The following is a 17,052-nucleotide window of genomic DNA, read 5'->3' as shown; positions in this document are numbered from 1 at the left end:
TTATAACATATTAAATATGGAATCCCATTTCGCGCGCTCCATCGAAATTTGACTTTAACTCTCTTTGGATTTCATCTAAAAAGCTCTGCGTGTTAAACTCAGGATTCTTAGTGCTTGCAACCTTATAAGCTGTATTTTTTACCACTAATGCAATTTGTCCGCCACTTAATGCGAACTCTGCTAATTTTTTCATACTAAAATCTTTAGCATAAGGAGCATTTTTAGGTAAAAGCTTTTCCCATAAACACACACGCTCTTCAAAATTTGGCTTTTTAAACTCAATCTTATAATTGAATCTCCTAGAAAAAGCAGTATCTAATGTTTCAAGTAAATTTGTTGTTGCAATCAAGATTCCATCAAATTTTTCAATTTGCTCTAAAAAAATATTTTGCATTTGATTGTGCATTTTATCCGCTCCACTTCCACTTGTCGTGCGCGTGCTTAAAAACTGGTCTGCTTCATCTAAAAGCAAAATAGGAGTTTGTTTAGAAGTTGCACAAAGCTCTTTATAAGAGTCAAAAATTTTACGCACATTTTTTTCACTCTCGCCCACATACATTGATAAAATCTTAGAACAATCAAAGCTAAGCACAGGCTTTTTAAGCGACTTTGCAAGTGCAAGTGCTGTCATTGTTTTGCCTGTCCCAGCTGCACCATAGAAAATAATCTTTGCATCAATGCCACGTTTTTTATCCTTAATCCCCCAATCTTTTAAACGTTGCAAGACTTTGGAGTCCATTTGTTGCAGCAAAACTTCAAGCGTATTTCTTGTGCTTGTGCTCAACACAACTTCATTTAGCGTAACTTTAGGACGCACAAACTCAAAAATTTCTTGCTCTTCAACCAACATTTCAAAGCTAACATATTCTTTTTTGCTATGACTTTGAGGATGTGTGATTTTCTTTAAAATCGTATCAGGAATAAAAAATATCCGACTCACCCAGCCAAAAGAATTTAAAATCTCATCATAATCGACTAATCCTTTTTCTACCAAGCGACTTCTATCATTTAAAAGCGAACGATTTTTCATTCTCTCATAATCATTCATGCTCACTAAATCAATCAAAGTATTAAGCTCTCTGCCTTCACTTTCTTTTCCAAGATATTCTTCTCTTACAAGGGCTGTAAAAATGATTCTTTCTTGCGCATTGAGATTAAACTCTTTAAACAAACTCTCCAAATTTAGCTTTTCTTTTGTTAGCTTCAAACGCTCTTGAATCCTATTTTGCAAAAGCTCATATTTCTGCATTCTTTTTTTCAAAAGCGGAGAAACATGATTATCTTTTTTGTGCGGGCTTAAACCATGCAATAACTCAATACAAGTAAATTGGTCTTTTAAATACTCTAAATGGTCTCTGTAAGGGGTGATTTTGGGTAACTTTGGATTAATTCCACCCTTTTCAAGAAGTTTTAAAAAACTTGTGCTTAGGCAAATTGTTACATCTAATAATTCTAATAAAAGCTCTTCTTGACTTAGGTTTTTTGAAAAAACATGTTGCACAATCCAACCCGCGTCTAAAAGATTCTTAAAACAAGGCAAATATTTTAGTGCTTCGATTTCATTTTTTGGTGTAAAAACTGCATTAATTGCTTCAAGACAAGTTATCTGGTTACCTTTTAAAAATTCTGTGCATAAATGGTGTAAAATTAACGCCTCATCTTTGCTGCATTTTAAAAATGGATAAATTTTTGCCTTATCAATATTATTGATTTGCAAAAAATCAATCAAATACTGCATGCTTGAGACCCCTCATCATCATAAGGGTCAAGATGCGTAATCACAATCCAATTCCCTTCTAAACTTTGGATTTTGCACTCAATAGAATCTGCAATATCATGCGCATCTCTTAGCAAAATCCTTGAATTAAAAACTAAATGCACCTCCACAAAATTTGTATTTCCGCTTTGACGCGTTTTTAAATCATGGTAACTTTCCACTTGCTTTTCAGAATCCAAAATTTCCTTAATCGCATTGAGTTTTTCATCATCTAATGCCCTATCTAGCAAAACTAATACACCCTCTTTTAGCAATCCAAATGCAGAATACACGACATATAGCCCAATCGCGATTCCAAAAAGTGCATCAATGCTACTAAATCCGGTAACCTTAACAAGCAGTAATGCCATAAGCACAGCTGCATTACTTAAAATATCTGTTTTATAGTGCAAAGCATCGGCTTTTATCACTAAATTTTTACTCTTTTTTGCAACATAACTTAAATACAAAACAAGTGCAGTTGTTAAAATCAATGAAAAAATCATTACATATAAGGATAAATCAATGCGCGCTAACTCGCTACCAAAGATAATTTTTTTAAAAGATTGATATAAAATAAAGATTCCAGAAACTAAAATTACACTGCCTTCAATCACAGCCGCGAGAGATTCTATCTTTCCTCTTCCATAATTAAACTTCAAATCCGCTGGCTTTTCTGCTTTTGTAATTGCATATAAATTAAACAAAGACGCAGATAAGTCTAGTAGCGAGTCAATCGCACTTGCAAGAATCGCCACAGAACCACTTAAAATTCCAGCAATAAACTTTACTACAATTAACACGCAAGCAACCGAGCTTGAAACTATTGTTGCTTTGCGTTGAATGCTCATTTTGGGTTTTTGTGTATTTGTATCAATCAAACAATTATGGGGAAAATTTGCAGTATTCATCATTACGCCTTAAACAGGAGGTAATAAATATAAAGGTTTTAAATTTGTATCAAACAAACTTGTATCTAAAACTTCAGGCAGAGAAAAAGGCTCAAGTTTAGGAAGCGTATCATAATTTTTAATTGCGATTCCATATGTGTTATTCTCCACTTCCACATTATCTTCTCGCACAAAATAGCAATTTCCATAAGCTTTAATAGGAGTGCTTTTGTTAAAATGAAAAGCATGTGCTGCATAAAGCTTAATCCCTTTTGCAATTTCTAAAGTTTTAGCAAAAAGATAAATTAATTTTAACGCCATAAAACTCCCTGGACCACGCACAAAATATAGAGTATCAAATTCTATCCCTTGTTTTTGTAGTTCCATAAATTTAGGCACTAAACCATCGCTAATAGGAAGCGTGATACTACACTCTAAACGCAAAACAAGAGATTCATCATATACACCAACTAAAGTTGGCTTTCCTGCAACATTTGGCAAAATTAAAATTTTATGCATTTTGCAAGGCGTATTCATAGACTTGTTGCGCCTCTTCACTCTCTAAAATCTCATACGCATTGCTATCTTCAAAGAGTTTTTTAGTTAGCAAATGATTAAGTTTATGGCTTCCAGCATAAGATACGTATGCTCCAAGAAGTGGAATCCCAAGCAAAGCCATATCGCCTATAGCATCTAAAATCTTATGGCGCACAAACTCTTCTTTATAGCGCAGACCATCTTTATTTAAAATGCTAGATTCATCAAGCACAATCGCGTTTTCTAAAGACCCGCCAAGCGCAAGCCCGATAGAGCGCAAATACTGCACTTCACTTAAAAAACCAAAAGTTCTAGCACGCGCAATTTCTTCTTTATAATTTTTCGTAGAGAAATTAAACTTATATTTCTGTGTGCCAATTGCTGGGTGAGGAAAATGTATCGAAAAATCAAAGACACAATGTTCATTTGGCTCAAAGCGCACAAACTTATCACTATCTTTAACTTCAATAGGTGCTTTAATTTTTAGAATCTTTTTTGCTGCATTTTGCTTGATTATCCCAGCTTCTTCCAAAAGCATACAATACCCAATACTGCTGCCGTCCATAATTGGCACTTCTTCATTATCAAGAGTAATTTTAAGATTATCAATTCCATAGGCGTGGATTGCAGAGAGCAAATGCTCAATCGTAGAAACTTTATGCCCATCTTTTGCAATCACAGTTGCCATTGTCGTATCCACAACACTTTCTGGTTTTAAGGGAATACTAACACCCACATCATTACGATAAAAATGGATTCCACAATTTTCATCTAATGGCTCAAGCATCATTTTCACAGGAACACCTTTGTGCAGCCCGATTCCGACTAATTCTACTTTTTTTGCTATGGTTTGCTGTTTCATTGTAATTCCTCTACAACAATGGAATCTTGTTTTTTATAAATTTTATTACGTGGATACTTTATCAGTTCTTTATCCACGATTTCTCCTTGTAATAAAACATTTCCTTCCCCAACATATCCTAAAATCATATATTCTCCATCACAAAACACATTTCCATCAATTTTGCCAAAAATTTGCACATTACCACCACTTTGAATATGCGCACCGCTATTGATTCTGCCAAAGATTGTTAAATCTCCTTTTGTGATAATCTCCTCTCCACTACGAATTGTGCGGTGCAAAACTAATGTAGTTATTTTTTCTTGCAAATTTGTATTTTGGGATTCTGCATTTTTAGATTCTGCATTTTGGTGTTTTATTTCAGCACTATTTATAGCATTTTGCGCTTTGGTATCTAGCCCCAAACTTCCTTTATTTTCAGACTGCATAAAGTTTAAGTTTTTATTAACTAAATACTCATACAAAGGCGTGTAATCTCCGTTTAAAGGATAAGTAAAAACTAGCAAAAGACTCTGCAAAAAACTTAAATTTTTATCAATGTAAGCAATAGTTTCTTGCGCTTCACCCTCTACAAAAATAAATGCGCGAAAATTCTTCTGCCTCGTTTTTACCATTTTATTCCCTTAAATTTTATCAATAATTTCCTTTGCTTCAGCAATCACACCAGTAATATTAAGTTTAATCCAATTTGCGTCCATCCACTCTGCATTCCACACTTCATAGCCTTGCACTAATACACTAAAATGCAAATGGTCTCCAAGTGCTAATCCCGTGTTACCTGTGTTTGCAATCACACTATTAGAATCCAACACATCGCCAACATCAACATTTGAAGTCGTTAAATGCGCATACAATGTGGAAAGCCCAAGCCCATGATACACCACAACACTATTACCATCAATTCCTACAAACTCATTAAGTGTTACAACACCCGGATTATTCAAAATCACAGGAGCTTGCTTGATGCTTGCTAAGTCTAACCCCATATGATTGGACTCACTCACATTCTCTCCTTGATAGGTAAAAGTGCGGTGATCCCCAAAGCTCGCCATAACTGCCCCATTTCTTAAAGGAGAAAAAGGCTTAATCACAAAATCTTCCACTTGCGATTCTACATCAAATGTTGATGAAGCCTTAAAGATTCTATCAAAACTCTGCTGACGCACAATCTCATTAATATAGCGAAACACTTCTACTTTATTTTCAAATTCATCTAAACTTCTCTCACCAATCTCCTCTACAAGAGCTGAAATCTTGCCATCAATAAAAGAATCTGTAAGTGGAATCGTAGAATCCTTATATTGTTTCTTTTGTTGAAAATAGCCAATAGGAGCAATACTTACATTTCCCGCGCTATCTTTAGCAATAATTTTTGGAGTGAAATTATCATGAAATTTTGACCATGCAATTAAAGAAATATAAAACCCGTCTTTATAAAATGGTTGTGCTTTAAATTCTAAATTTCCATTTGTGATTGTAATATCCTCTAAATTCTCATCAATTGCACTAAAAATCACAAGTGCGCTTCCACCTTGTGTAACTTTATAAGAGTTTGCAATCACACTAACTTGTGGTTTTTTAGAATCAATAGCAATATGGAATTGTTGTGTTGTTGTATTTCCCTTAAAGAAATTCCATTTGCTTGTATCCGTTACACTCACTTCAAGCATAATAGACTTTGCATTACTTTTCACTTCTTCTGGCTTTTGGATTCCAATACAAAAACTCTTTATAGGAGTGGGTGTAATAATGTTTTGCGCCAAAGGAGAAAGATTTGCATTTTTTGCCACACACTGCGCATCTTGTGTATTGATTTGTTGTGCATCAAGTGGAATCTTTTGCCCATTATCGATGAGTGCTACACTATAACTTTTAATCGCAACATTATCGCTAATCTCAATAGGAAAAGAATCTTTAAGATTCCAAGTCGCTTTATCTTTGATTGTAATTTGTGGTGCTTCTTTTTCAAAAGAATCAGAAGTTAGAGTGAAAATTCCTCCTCCAATTAGCAAAACAATCAAAATTAAACTTAAAATTTTCACAAAACCATTTCTCATATTAGAATTCTGCATTGTTTTCCTTCTAAGTATATTTTTCTGTGATTCTAGCTAAAAAGTGCTTATTTGGAGGTAAAAAATTGACTTTAACCAAACAACTTACAAAGTTTTAATCACAAAAGTTATAAATCATCAATATTACAATAATATTATTACTTATTAACATTAGTTAATCTATAAAATCTCACAGGGATTTTACTTAAATCCTTTATAATACACACAAACACAAAATGCTATAAATGCCCCAAAATAACCAACACTTCCAACGCTTAAATATTCTGTAATAAGACCACCAATATAAGCACCGCTTCCGATTCCAACATTATAAATTCCAGAAAAAATAGACATAGCAACAGAAGTGCCAACAGGGACTAAATGTAGCACTCTTGCTTGAAAAGCAAGCCCAAACATTGTGATAGATAAACCCCAAAGCACACAAATAAATACCATACTCAAAGGATTAAAACTTGAAATTTTTAAGCTTAAAAGCGCAATAAAAACTCCAAAAATAGCAAAAGTCAAGAAAATATCTTTATATTTATCATGGTATTTTGAAAATAAATATCCTCCCAAAATTCCCATTGAACCAAAAACTACAAGTGTTGCTGTGATTCCATTTCTGCTAAAATTTGCATTTTGTGCTAAAAAAGGTTCGATATAACTATATGCAATAAAATGCGCAGTTATCAAGCACATTGTGATTCCATAGACGCTTAAGAGTTTTGGTGTTTTTAGTAATTGTGGCAAAGAACGCAAAGAAATTGCCCCTCCGCTAGACATTTTAGGTAAAGTTTTAAACAAAACCAAAAAGACAAGAAACGCTACGATTCCAATGATTAAAAAACTAATCCTCCACCCAAAATATAAACCTATCATACGTCCTAAAGGAAGCCCTGCAAGCAAAGCTATACTGGTCCCAACAATCACAAAGCTAATTGCCACGCTCTCTTTGCCTTTTGGTGCTGCACGCACTGCCATAGGAGTAGCAATAGACCAAAATAAAGCGTGTGCGCAAGCAACTCCCAATCTTGAAATCATTAACATCCAATAATTTTCTGCAAGAGCAGAAAAAATATGGCTTAAAATAAAAAGTCCCACGACAAAAAGCAAAAGTCGCCTTAAATCAAAACGTGAGCACATAAGCATTAAAGGTAACGATGCAAGTGCAACCACCCACGCATAAACGCTCATTAAAAATCCAGCCTTTGCTTCTGTGATTCCAAAATCTGTGGCAATAAGTGTTAAAAGTCCAATGGGGATAAATTCTGAAGTGTTAAAAATAAAAGCTGCAAAGCTAATCGCAATAACTGCTTGCATTGCCGTCCTTAAAATCTAAAAATAAGGGGCACATTATACTACGATTCTGTAAGAAAAAATTTAAAAGGCAAGATTCTAAAAAAATAGAATCTTGCGTAAAAATTATAATTTATCAGCGTTTTGTGCTAAATATTGTGCAACACCTTCTGTTGTTGCTTTCATTCCTTTATCACCTTTGTTCCAACCTGCTGGACAAACTTCTCCATGCTCTTCAAAGAATGTTAGTGCATCACACATTCTTAGCATTTCGTCCATATTACGCCCAAGTGGTAAATCATTAATCACAGCATGGCGAATCACTTGATTTTTGTCAATCAAGAACGAACCACGAAGCGCAACAGATTCATTAAAGAGAACATCATAATCTCTTGAAATTTGCTTATTTAAATCCGCAACCATAGGGAATTGCACATTTCCGATTCCACCCTGATTTACTGGAGTGTTTTTCCAAGCAAAATGCACAACATCAGAATCAATAGATACACCAATGACATTAAAACCTTTTGCTTCAAAATCTTTTACTCTGTGGTCCATTGCAATAATTTCTGATGGGCAAACAAATGTGAAATCTAATGGCCAAAAGAATAAAACTGCACCATTTCTTCCTAAATTTCTTGAAAGTTCAAAATCATCAACAATTTGATTATTTGCCAAAACCGCTTTAGCCTTAAAATTTGGAGCTTTTTTTGTTACTAACATTCTTAATCCTTTATAAAAATAATTTATTGATAAAAAATATCAATTAAAGAATAATAACGCATAAAATATAAATGTAAAATTAAAACTTTTAAGTTTATCTAGGGTAGAATTTCAAAATACTTTAAAATACAAGGTGAATTTATGCAAAAAGAGTTTCTTTTCACTTCTGAATCTGTAACTGAAGGACACCCGGATAAAATGGCAGACCAAATCAGTGATGCGATTTTAGACTACATTATAGAGCGCGACCCTAAAGCGAGGGTAGCATGTGAGACATTGCTTTCTAATGGCTATTGTGTGATTGCGGGTGAGCTAAAAACTCACACTTATGCTCCCATGCAAGATATTGCAAGACGCGTTGTGCGTGAGATTGGCTATATTGATGCAAGATATGGCTTTGATTATCATAGTGCAGGTGTGCTTAATGGCGTGGGTGAGCAAAGTCCAGATATTAATCAAGGCGTAGATAGAGAAGATGGTGAGATTGGTGCGGGAGACCAAGGACTTATGTTTGGCTATGCTTGCCGCGAAACTGATGTGCTAATGCCTTTACCAATTTACCTCTCCCACAGAATCACAGAAGGTTTGGCACGTGCGAGAAAAGACGGCACTTTACCTTTTTTACGCCCTGATGGTAAATCACAAGTTACAATTAAATACGCTAATGGCAAGCCTGTTGGCATTGATACAATCGTTGTTTCTACACAACACAACCCAGAAACTTCCCAAAACACATTAAGAAGCGCAGTTATTGAAGAAGTGGTTAAAAAGGTATTACCAAAAGAATTTGCAAACGATAATATCCGCTATTTTGTGAATCCTACAGGTAAATTTGTTATCGGCGGACCACAAGGAGATGCGGGACTGACAGGACGTAAAATCATCGTAGATACTTATGGCGGAAGTTGCCCACATGGTGGTGGTGCGTTTAGCGGAAAAGACCCTAGTAAAGTAGATAGAAGCGGAGCGTATGCAATGCGCTATGTCGCTAAAAACCTTGTAGCAAGCGGAATCTGTGATAAAGCAACAATTCAAATTGCGTATGCAATCGGTGTGGTTGAGCCTGTTTCAATCCTCGTAAATACACATGGCACAGGCAAATTTGAAGATTCTAAAATTGAAGAATGCGTGAAGCAAATTTTCCGCTTAACTCCACGTGGGATTATAGAATCCCTAGATTTGCTTCGCCCAATCTATCAAAAAACTGCAAGTTATGGACATTTTGGACGCGAATTACCAGAATTTACATGGGAGAAAACAGATAAAGTAGAAGCAATTAAAGACTACTTCAATCTTAAATAAATCTTCACTGCTAGAGATTGGAATCTCTGGCTTTTAGATTTTTCTTTCATAGTCTAAACATATAACGCATAAAGTTTCTTAACAGCAGAACACGCCTTATCATAGACTTTCTAGCTTCCTAAAACATCAAGATTTCTGTTTTATAGTAATAATCTCTTTATAAATTGTATCAAATGCAGAATTTGTAAAAGATTCTTGTTTATATGCACTATGATGTAATTGCAATATAGCAAGCTTTGCCGCATTTTTTGCCGCGATTTGCTTCTCACTTACAGATTCTAATGGTAAAAATAAATGTGTTGGCGAGTATCCAAAAGTATCCCAACACACATATTCCATACTTTCTAGCATACGCTCTACTTTGACAAAATCCTGCACAAAATTTGCTTCTGCATAAATAATAGGACGATTTTTAGCAATCAATTTGCGTGCACCATCTAACACCTTATGTTCCATTCCTTCTACATCAATCTTCATTGCAACAACTTTTTCTTTAATCTTTAAACTATCTAATGGCTTACAAATAATCCCCCCCCCAGCAGTATTACCTTGTGTTAGGGACATTGCGCCAAAATTATGCGGAATCTCTGTTGCAAAATACGCCATCTCTTCACGATTTGACACACCCATTTCATACACTTTAATCATTTTTTCAAACCCATTAAGTTTAATACTCTCTTTTGCAATCGCACTCATTTTTGGATTTGCTTCAAAAGCAATAACTCTTAAACCATTTGCAGCAAAAAATAAAGAATGGTTTGCAATATTCATTCCCACATCAAGCACCAAAGAACCCTTTGGAATCCTTGTAAGCATAGTTTGAAGCATATCATATTCATAAGGAGCTTTACTTTGATAGACAATTCTTTGAATATAATCTGTTTCTTTAAAGGGTAAATACATTTTATATCGCACGCCTTCTTCTTTTAAATCCAAAGTTATTACATCCTCTTGCATTTTTACCTCTTATTTTTTAGAAATTTTAATATGGCAAACCCAAGCCACATCGCAAATACCACGACAAAAATACTTACTAAGGTTTCATCAAGTCCAACAGGTTGCGTGAAGTCAAAAAATCCTTCAAACATTTAAACTCCTAAAGCCTTTGCACAGCGCGAACAAGGCTCATTGTCTTGCTGACTGATAAACTGCCAACAACGTGGGCATTTATGCCCATTTGCAGGATAAATATTATAATTTTCTCCATTAAAAGTAAAACTAGCAAGAGCATTTTCTCCACTTTCTTTTTTGATAGCACTCACCATTAACCAAAGATTTAATTCCTTAAAAGCTTCCATAGAAGATGGAATCCCGAGATCAACTTCAAGTGTGGATTTGATTTTAGATTCCTTTTTTAAAGTATCAATTTGCTCTAAAAAGCTAGAACGCAATGCAAGCAAAACTTCAAAATCAAAACTTGGTGCATCAAAATTTGGCAAAGGCTCAAAAACCAAATCCAACACATCATAGCTTTCTGTATTTACGATTCCACAGCATTCTAGCAATGCTTTACTTTGCACATAACCCAAAGCTTCATTAATCGTATAAGTAAGAATCGGAGCTAAAAGCCCAAACAATCTCCCGCAAATCAAAGCCATTACGCTTTGTGCAGCTTTACGCTCTAAAGAATCGCGTGCATTGCAATACAAATTATCCTTACATAAATCCAAATAGATTCCACTTAATTCCACATTTAAAAAATAATTTAATTCTTGCAAACCTTTAGAAAACTCATATTCTTCAAATAATTGATTAACATTAGTAAAACACTCTTTTGCACATTTCAAAATCCATAAATCAATTTGTGAAAAATGTCCAACTTCTAAAGAGTCTAGCGATTCCACATTTGCTAGCAAAAAGCGGATTGTATTGCGGATTTTGCGATAATTATCACTGACTTGTTTTAAAATATTTTCTGAAATTCTTTGGTCATTTTGATAATCACTTTGTGCAACCCAAAGACGCAAAATTTCACTCCCAAAATCTTTTAAAATCTTTTCAGGCAAAATCACATTACCCTTAGATTTGCTCATTTTCTCACCATTTTCATCCATTGTAAAGCCGTGCGTCAAAATACTCTTATAAGGAGCGCATTCATTAAGCACACAACTTACAAGCAAGGAACTATGAAACCAACCCCTATGTTGGTCGCTACCCTCTAAATACAAATCCGCAGGATAGCCACCACTTTCATATTTTGTGTTATTCAACACCGCTTTCCAAGTGCTTCCGCTATCAAACCAAACATCTAAAATATGATGCACTTTTTCTAAATGCTTGCTTTGTGTTTTATATTTTGGTGGTAACAATTCCTCCACACTTTTGCTCCACCAAGCATCACAACCCTCTTTTGCAAAAATTTCTGCGATAAAATCTAAAACTTCAGAATCTAGCAAAACTTCTCCATTGCGCTTATCTTTAAAAAACGCAATCGGCACTCCCCAATCCCTTTGCCTTGAAATGCACCAATCAGGACGCTCTTCAATCATTGAACGAATCCGGCGGCGTCCATGTTCTGGATAAAACTGCGTTGCATCAATCTGCTCTAATGCAATTTGACGCAAAGTCTTACCGCTATTTCCAAAAGGTTCGTCCATCATAATAAACCATTGTGCTGTAGCTCTAAAAATAATAGGCTCGTGTGAGCGCCAACAATGCGGATAAGAGTGTTTAATCTTAGTGTGTCTTAAAAGATTCTCCCCTAAAAGCTCAAAAATTCTTGTATGCGTATCAAAAACAAATTTTCCTATAAACTCATCAGGATTAAATAACAACTGCTCTTTAATTAGCGTTGTATCAAAACGACCTCTATCATCAACAGGCATATGCACAGGCAAATCGTATTTCAAACCTATAAAATAATCATCTTCACCATGTCCGGGTGCTGTATGCACGCAACCGCTCCCCTCACCCACTGCGACATGTTCGCCTAAAATAATTTTAGAATCCTTGCCATTTAGCGGATTGATAGCATATTTATTTTCTAAAAGTCTTGCGTCAAACGTCTTTAAGATTCCATTCTCTACAACTCCAATTTCGGCAAGCTTTTCTACTTGTGAAGCAAGCACGATTTTGCCATCTTTTGTCAATGCGTATTTTTCATTAGGATTTAATGCGATTCCACTATTTGCAGGCAATGTCCAAGGTGTTGTCGTCCAAATCACACATTGTGCTTTTGTGATTCCATATTCTTTAGCATTAAGCGCATTTAACGCATCGTCTTGTAGATTAAAAGCAACAAAAATAGAATCACTTTCCTTTTCTGCATATTCCACTTCAGCTTCTGCTAATGCAGTTTGACAAGCCCAGCTCCAATACACAGGCTTACTGCGTTCTTTTAATAAACCTTTTTTTGCAACCTCACAAAGTGCTTTATAAATCTCTGCTTCAAACGCAAAATCCATTGTTTTATAAGGATTTTCAAAATCTCCCCAAATCCCAAGTCCTAAAAATCCATCTTTTTGGATTTCTACAAACTCTTGTGCATGCTTTCTGCAAAGCTCTCTAATTTTTGTTTTAGGCAAAGAATCCTTTTTTTCTTTACCAATTTTCTTTTCTACTTGCTGTTCAATCGGTAACCCATGGCAATCCCAACCCGGTGTATAAAAGACTTTTTTACCTTGAAAATAGTGGTATTTCACAATCATATCTTTTAGAATTTTATTTAACGCATGCCCGATATGAATGCGCCCATTTGCATAAGGGGGACCATCATGGAGATTAAAAGCGGCTGTTACTTTTTGACGTTTTTTTAGCATCTTCGCATAGATAGCATCTTCTTTCCATTTTGAGTAAGTTTTTGGTTCATTTTGTGGCAAATTTCCACGCATAGGAAAGTTTGTAGAAGGTAGAGCAAGAGTATCTTTATAATCCATAAAATTCCTTTATTTTGACAATAGGGGATAGATTTTACCTTGATTTCTTTTAAAACAGCATTATTTTAAGTTCTTTTGAACCATTTTTTTATTAAACTCCCTCTTATGAAAAAATTATTATTTTTATTGAATTTTGTTTGTATTCTTGGCTTTTTAAGTGCTTGTGGTCAGGGGGGTGATGATAAAGCTTTTCTTTATAAAAGCTCAAATTGTGATGATACCAAACGTGATTGCCTTCTTAAATGTCGCAAAGATGGTAAAGGACAAGCAAGGTGTCTTGATGAATGTGAAAAAGTGCGCGGAATGTGTGAAGCAGTTAAAACAAAGGGTTGTTTGCAAGATTGTAATGCAAGGCATGGAAAAAATACACCAATTGCTGAGCAGTGCAAAAAACGCTGTCAAGGCTTATAACATACACGTATAATGAAAATCTTACTAAAATCCAAAATCGCTTTAAGTATTTTTGGATTTCTCATTTTATGTGTCGGAGTTTCATTGCTTGTATTCTCACCTTTGGGGAATACTTTTATTGCAAATTCTTTATCTAAAGCATTAGAATCCCAAACAGGCATTATTTGGGAAGTTAGAAGTTTTAAACTCACTCCAAATACCTTTAGTTTAGATTTTTGTGCGCAAGAACAGAATTTAGAACTCTTTGCAAAAGGGAATTATTCTCTTTTAACGCAAAACCTAAAGGGTGATTTTTTATTAAATTCTAAAGGCTTCACGCTTCCACTTAATAAATATTTAAAAGTCTTAAATATCGAAAACAATGTGTGGATTGAAGGCACATTTTCTGGGGAATTTTCTAACTATTTCATCCAAGCTAATAGCAATATTTTACAAGCAAGAAGTGATTTAAGCGTAACTTTTTCTTATCTAAAACCACAAAGTTTTACTCTCACCACCAAAGAAGCAAGTCTTGCAAAAGCCCTTGAGATGCTTGACGAACCTCCATACGGAGATGGAATTTTAAATCTTGATTTACAACTTAATCGTCATTTATCAGACGCGCAAAATACCTTTGATGGAAATATTGTGCTAAATATTGATGGAGGAGATTTAGATTCCAACGTCTTTTTAAAAACCTTTAATCTTAATATCTCTCCCACTCATTTTCTTGCTCAACTTCAAGGAATGATTCACCAAAACACGCTAGAATATAATTTTAATCTCTATTCTAATATTGGGGATATACTTCTAGGGGGCACAACAAATATCCAATCCCTCTCTACAAACACAGACTTTAGTGTCAAATTACAAAGCCTATCCCCTCTTTCTCCTTTTTTCAAGATTCCTTTAAATGGGAGCTTTCTAGCTAAAGGGACAGCAAGAGGGGATGTGAAAAATATGTTAATTCAAGGTGGAATCACGCTTGAAAATTCCCCTCTTGACTTTCGCTTAAGCCTACAAAATTTAAAACCTCATACTTTTGAACTAAATAGCCAAAATCTTCAAGCAATGGCGCTTTTAAAACTTTTAAATCAACCTGCATATCTCAATGGTGCTTTAACACTTAAAGTTTTACTACGAGACTTCACAAGAGGAATATCGGGTGTCGCACAGATACAAGGAAAAAATCTTTTCATCAACAGCCCTTTACTTGAAACCCATATAAAAATTGGCTTTCCTTCTACCGCATTTAGCTTAGATTCCAAAATGGAACTTGCACAAGGGCAAGGCGTGCTAGACTATGCTTTGGATTCCAATGTTATAAGTTTTGAAAGCCAAGGAGGAAGTATCGCATTAAAACCCTTCCAACTAAACCTCCCACAAACCATCAATGTTAATAAACTTCAAAACCTGTCCTATCATAATAAAACTTTGCTAAATGGCTCACTCTTGCTAAATGGAATCGCAACACAAGATTCTTTAGAGCTAAATGGCACAATCACGCAAGGCAATAAAGAATCCAAAACAAGCCTTATGCTTAATCAAAATCATTTAAACTTATCTTTGGATAATCTCACCACAGAACAAATCTACACAATTTTTCCCAAAATTCCTTCTTTTCTTACAAACGCTATTAATGGGCGTTCAAATCTTCATATTCAACATGATTTTACCCAACAAACTCAACACATTAATCTTGATTTCATTACATTAAAATTACGCAATAGCACACTTTTAAAAAAAATCCATACTGCGCATTGCAAAAATTTAAGCAATGCTACATTTAACGGATATTTCTATAATCAACTTCAAACAAACAACACATTTCAGAGTAAAATTTCTTTGCAAAATCCCATAGCACCAAATAAGGATTCCAAAATTATACAAATTCAAGCCCCTAAAATTATTACAGATTTAAACACTCAAATGTTAGAGGGAAATCTCATCTTAAAATGCGATAAATCTCTACATAATATAAGTTTGGAAGGCTCAATCCAAAATCCTAAATTCATTAGAATAAAATAAATCCACAAAATTTAATCTTTTTTAAAGCTAAATTCATTTTATCTTTATATTAATTTCGTTTAAATGCGTTGAAATTTTTACTCTCTTAAGGCTTCATATGGAAGATTTAAAGCAAACTTACCCCGACTCTCTACCTTATCATCAAGGTGGCAAAATTGAAGTTATTGCGCGCACAAAACTAGACAATGAACATGATTTATCCCTTGCTTATTCTCCCGGTGTTGCTGTGCCTTGCAAAGAGATTCAGCGCGACCCACATACAGCTTATGAATACACGGCTAAAGGGAATCTTGTCGCCGTTATCTCTAATGGCACTGCGGTTTTAGGGCTTGGCAATATTGGCGCACTTGCAGGAAAGCCTGTTATGGAGGGAAAAGCAGCATTATTTAAAAAATTTGCAGATATTAATGCGTTTGATATTGAAGTTGATGAAACAGACCCCGATAAATTCATTGATATTGTGCGCTCCATTGCACCGACTTTTGGAGGGATTAACCTAGAAGATATTAAAGCTCCAGAGTGTTTCTATATAGAATCACGCCTTAAAGAGATTCTTAATATTCCTATTATGCACGATGACCAACACGGAACAGCCATTATTTCAACCACTGGAATTATCAATGGACTAAAAATCACCAACAAAAAAGCGGAGGATTTAAAAGTTGTTGTCTTAGGTGCTGGGGGCGCAGCCATTGCTTGTGCTAAAATGGCTAAAAATTTAGGTGCAAAGAATATTATTATGTTTGATAGCAAAGGTGCTATTAGTGCGTCTCGCAAAGATTTAAATGGATTCAAAAAAGATTTTGCGATTCCTTATGAAATTGATTCTTATAAAGAAGCACTAGAAGGCGCGGATGTCGTGCTTGGATTATCTCGTGGGGATATTTTGAGTGCTAAAGATATTGAAGGAATGAATCCTAGTCCTATGATTTTTGCAATGAGCAATCCGATTCCAGAAATTGACCCACAAATTGTAAAAGAAGCACGCCCAGATGCGATTATCGCAACAGGCAGAAGCGATCATCCCAACCAAATCAATAATGTTTTAGGATTCCCTTATGTTTTTAAAGGTGCATTAAAAGCGCGCGCAAGATGTATCAACGAAGAAATGAAGTTAGCTTGCGCTCACGCACTTGCTGCTGTTGCTAGAGAGCCGATTCCTAATGCTTTGAAAGAAAAATTAGAAAAAATCCATAAGAGAAAATTTGAATTTGGCAAGGATTATATTATCCCTAGTCCTTTTGATACGCGCCTTAAAGAGTTTATCTCTAATGCTGTTGCCCAAGCTGCAATTGATAGCGGAGTAGCACGCATTAAAAGCCTAGAATCTTAAAGGTAA

The 17,052-nt window shown here is 34.9% G+C and carries 15 protein-coding genes; 4 read left to right on the top strand and 11 right to left on the bottom strand.

Annotated features, from left to right (window positions below):
- Nucleotides 1–10: 10 nt before the first annotated feature.
- The 8 genes from LS70_RS04970 to LS70_RS04935 all read right to left on the bottom strand — a co-directional run bounded on the left by LS70_RS04970 (nucleotide 11) and on the right by LS70_RS04935 (nucleotide 8,118).
- Nucleotides 11–1,738 carry an ATP-binding protein gene (locus LS70_RS04970; protein WP_034290106.1) on the bottom strand — a complete coding sequence of 576 codons (1,728 nt, stop codon included), beginning with the start codon at nucleotides 1,736–1,738 and terminating at the stop codon, nucleotides 11–13.
- Nucleotides 1,726–2,607: a cation diffusion facilitator family transporter gene (locus tag LS70_RS04965; protein WP_034290194.1), complete on the bottom strand. Its 882-nt coding sequence runs from the start codon at nucleotides 2,605–2,607 to the stop codon at nucleotides 1,726–1,728. The genes LS70_RS04970 and LS70_RS04965 overlap by 13 nt, the downstream gene beginning before the upstream one ends.
- Nucleotides 2,608–2,676: 69 nt before the next feature.
- Complete coding sequence (locus LS70_RS04960) at nucleotides 2,677–3,183, bottom strand: hypothetical protein (RefSeq protein ID WP_236096441.1); 507 nt, start codon at nucleotides 3,181–3,183, stop codon at nucleotides 2,677–2,679.
- Complete coding sequence (lpxC, locus tag LS70_RS04955) at nucleotides 3,158–4,045, bottom strand: UDP-3-O-acyl-N-acetylglucosamine deacetylase (RefSeq protein WP_034290108.1); 888 nt, start codon at nucleotides 4,043–4,045, stop codon at nucleotides 3,158–3,160. The genes LS70_RS04960 and lpxC overlap by 26 nt, the downstream gene beginning before the upstream one ends.
- Nucleotides 4,042–4,659, bottom strand: a complete 618-nt coding sequence (locus LS70_RS04950; RefSeq protein ID WP_034290110.1) for a septum site-determining protein MinC — start codon at nucleotides 4,657–4,659, stop codon at nucleotides 4,042–4,044. Before LS70_RS04950 ends, lpxC begins: the two co-directional genes overlap by 4 nt.
- Before the next feature lie 9 nt (nucleotides 4,660–4,668).
- Nucleotides 4,669–6,117: a M23 family metallopeptidase gene (locus LS70_RS04945; RefSeq protein ID WP_034290112.1), complete on the bottom strand. Its 1,449-nt coding sequence runs from the start codon at nucleotides 6,115–6,117 to the stop codon at nucleotides 4,669–4,671.
- 180 nt (nucleotides 6,118–6,297) lie between these two features.
- Nucleotides 6,298–7,419, bottom strand: coding sequence for a sugar transporter (locus LS70_RS04940; RefSeq protein ID WP_034290114.1), 1,122 nt, complete (start codon nucleotides 7,417–7,419; stop codon nucleotides 6,298–6,300).
- Between the two features lie 102 nt (nucleotides 7,420–7,521).
- The gene (locus tag LS70_RS04935) at nucleotides 7,522–8,118 is read right to left on the bottom strand and encodes a peroxiredoxin (RefSeq protein WP_034290116.1); all 597 of its coding nucleotides are present in this window, start codon (nucleotides 8,116–8,118) and stop codon (nucleotides 7,522–7,524) included.
- Between the two features lie 141 nt (nucleotides 8,119–8,259).
- Here LS70_RS04935 and metK point away from each other — a divergent pair, with 141 nt between their 5' ends.
- The gene (gene metK, locus LS70_RS04930; protein WP_034290118.1) at nucleotides 8,260–9,420 is read left to right on the top strand and encodes a methionine adenosyltransferase; all 1,161 of its coding nucleotides are present in this window, start codon (nucleotides 8,260–8,262) and stop codon (nucleotides 9,418–9,420) included.
- 126 nt (nucleotides 9,421–9,546) lie between these two features.
- Here the strand turns inward: metK and LS70_RS04925 are convergent, their stop codons facing one another.
- The 3 genes from LS70_RS04925 to ileS are packed head-to-tail and all read right to left on the bottom strand — an operon-like array spanning nucleotide 9,547 to nucleotide 13,295.
- Nucleotides 9,547–10,377: an FkbM family methyltransferase gene (locus LS70_RS04925; RefSeq protein ID WP_034290120.1), complete on the bottom strand. Its 831-nt coding sequence runs from the start codon at nucleotides 10,375–10,377 to the stop codon at nucleotides 9,547–9,549.
- A 2-nt stretch (nucleotides 10,378–10,379) separates the two neighbouring features.
- The gene (locus LS70_RS10310; protein WP_268902944.1) at nucleotides 10,380–10,508 is read right to left on the bottom strand and encodes a hypothetical protein; all 129 of its coding nucleotides are present in this window, start codon (nucleotides 10,506–10,508) and stop codon (nucleotides 10,380–10,382) included.
- Complete coding sequence (ileS, locus tag LS70_RS04920) at nucleotides 10,509–13,295, bottom strand: isoleucine--tRNA ligase (RefSeq protein WP_034290122.1); 2,787 nt, start codon at nucleotides 13,293–13,295, stop codon at nucleotides 10,509–10,511.
- Between the two features lie 105 nt (nucleotides 13,296–13,400).
- Here ileS and LS70_RS04915 point away from each other — a divergent pair, with 105 nt between their 5' ends.
- The 3 genes from LS70_RS04915 to LS70_RS04905 all read left to right on the top strand — a co-directional run bounded on the left by LS70_RS04915 (nucleotide 13,401) and on the right by LS70_RS04905 (nucleotide 17,046).
- Nucleotides 13,401–13,706, top strand: a complete 306-nt coding sequence (locus LS70_RS04915; protein ID WP_138109364.1) for a hypothetical protein — start codon at nucleotides 13,401–13,403, stop codon at nucleotides 13,704–13,706.
- Nucleotides 13,707–13,718: 12 nt separating this feature from the next.
- Nucleotides 13,719–15,713 (top strand): hypothetical protein, encoded by a 1,995-nt coding sequence (locus LS70_RS04910; RefSeq protein ID WP_034290128.1) that lies wholly within the window; start codon nucleotides 13,719–13,721, stop codon nucleotides 15,711–15,713.
- A gap of 97 nt (nucleotides 15,714–15,810) precedes the next feature.
- Nucleotides 15,811–17,046 carry a malic enzyme-like NAD(P)-binding protein gene (locus LS70_RS04905; protein WP_034290129.1) on the top strand — a complete coding sequence of 412 codons (1,236 nt, stop codon included), beginning with the start codon at nucleotides 15,811–15,813 and terminating at the stop codon, nucleotides 17,044–17,046.
- Nucleotides 17,047–17,052: the final 6 nt, after the last annotated feature.

Source organism: Helicobacter sp. MIT 11-5569, assembly GCF_000765695.2.
Lineage (GTDB): Bacteria > Campylobacterota > Campylobacteria > Campylobacterales > Helicobacteraceae > Helicobacter_D.
The sequence above is the reverse complement of the archived record's forward strand: the minus strand, read 5'-3'. Positions and strand labels throughout refer to the sequence as shown.

What these genes read in the sequence shown, in the direction of transcription:
- LS70_RS04945 (WP_034290112.1), bottom strand. Translation starts at nt 6,117, where the DNA reads ATGCAGAATTCTAATATGAGAAATGGTTTTGTGAAAATTTTAAGTTTA.
- LS70_RS04965 (WP_034290194.1), bottom strand. Translation starts at nt 2,607, where the DNA reads ATGAGCATTCAACGCAAAGCAACAATAGTTTCAAGCTCGGTTGCTTGC.
- LS70_RS04905 (WP_034290129.1), top strand. Translation starts at nt 15,811, where the DNA reads ATGGAAGATTTAAAGCAAACTTACCCCGACTCTCTACCTTATCATCAA.
- ileS (WP_034290122.1), bottom strand. Translation starts at nt 13,295, where the DNA reads ATGGATTATAAAGATACTCTTGCTCTACCTTCTACAAACTTTCCTATG.
- lpxC (WP_034290108.1), bottom strand. Translation starts at nt 4,045, where the DNA reads ATGAAACAGCAAACCATAGCAAAAAAAGTAGAATTAGTCGGAATCGGG.
- LS70_RS04970 (WP_034290106.1), bottom strand. Translation starts at nt 1,738, where the DNA reads ATGCAGTATTTGATTGATTTTTTGCAAATCAATAATATTGATAAGGCA.
- metK (WP_034290118.1), top strand. Translation starts at nt 8,260, where the DNA reads ATGCAAAAAGAGTTTCTTTTCACTTCTGAATCTGTAACTGAAGGACAC.
- LS70_RS04935 (WP_034290116.1), bottom strand. Translation starts at nt 8,118, where the DNA reads ATGTTAGTAACAAAAAAAGCTCCAAATTTTAAGGCTAAAGCGGTTTTG.
- LS70_RS10310 (WP_268902944.1), bottom strand. Translation starts at nt 10,508, where the DNA reads ATGTTTGAAGGATTTTTTGACTTCACGCAACCTGTTGGACTTGATGAA.
- LS70_RS04915 (WP_138109364.1), top strand. Translation starts at nt 13,401, where the DNA reads ATGAAAAAATTATTATTTTTATTGAATTTTGTTTGTATTCTTGGCTTT.
- LS70_RS04910 (WP_034290128.1), top strand. Translation starts at nt 13,719, where the DNA reads ATGAAAATCTTACTAAAATCCAAAATCGCTTTAAGTATTTTTGGATTT.
- LS70_RS04950 (WP_034290110.1), bottom strand. Translation starts at nt 4,659, where the DNA reads ATGGTAAAAACGAGGCAGAAGAATTTTCGCGCATTTATTTTTGTAGAG.
- LS70_RS04940 (WP_034290114.1), bottom strand. Translation starts at nt 7,419, where the DNA reads ATGCAAGCAGTTATTGCGATTAGCTTTGCAGCTTTTATTTTTAACACT.
- LS70_RS04960 (WP_236096441.1), bottom strand. Translation starts at nt 3,183, where the DNA reads ATGAATACGCCTTGCAAAATGCATAAAATTTTAATTTTGCCAAATGTT.
- LS70_RS04925 (WP_034290120.1), bottom strand. Translation starts at nt 10,377, where the DNA reads ATGCAAGAGGATGTAATAACTTTGGATTTAAAAGAAGAAGGCGTGCGA.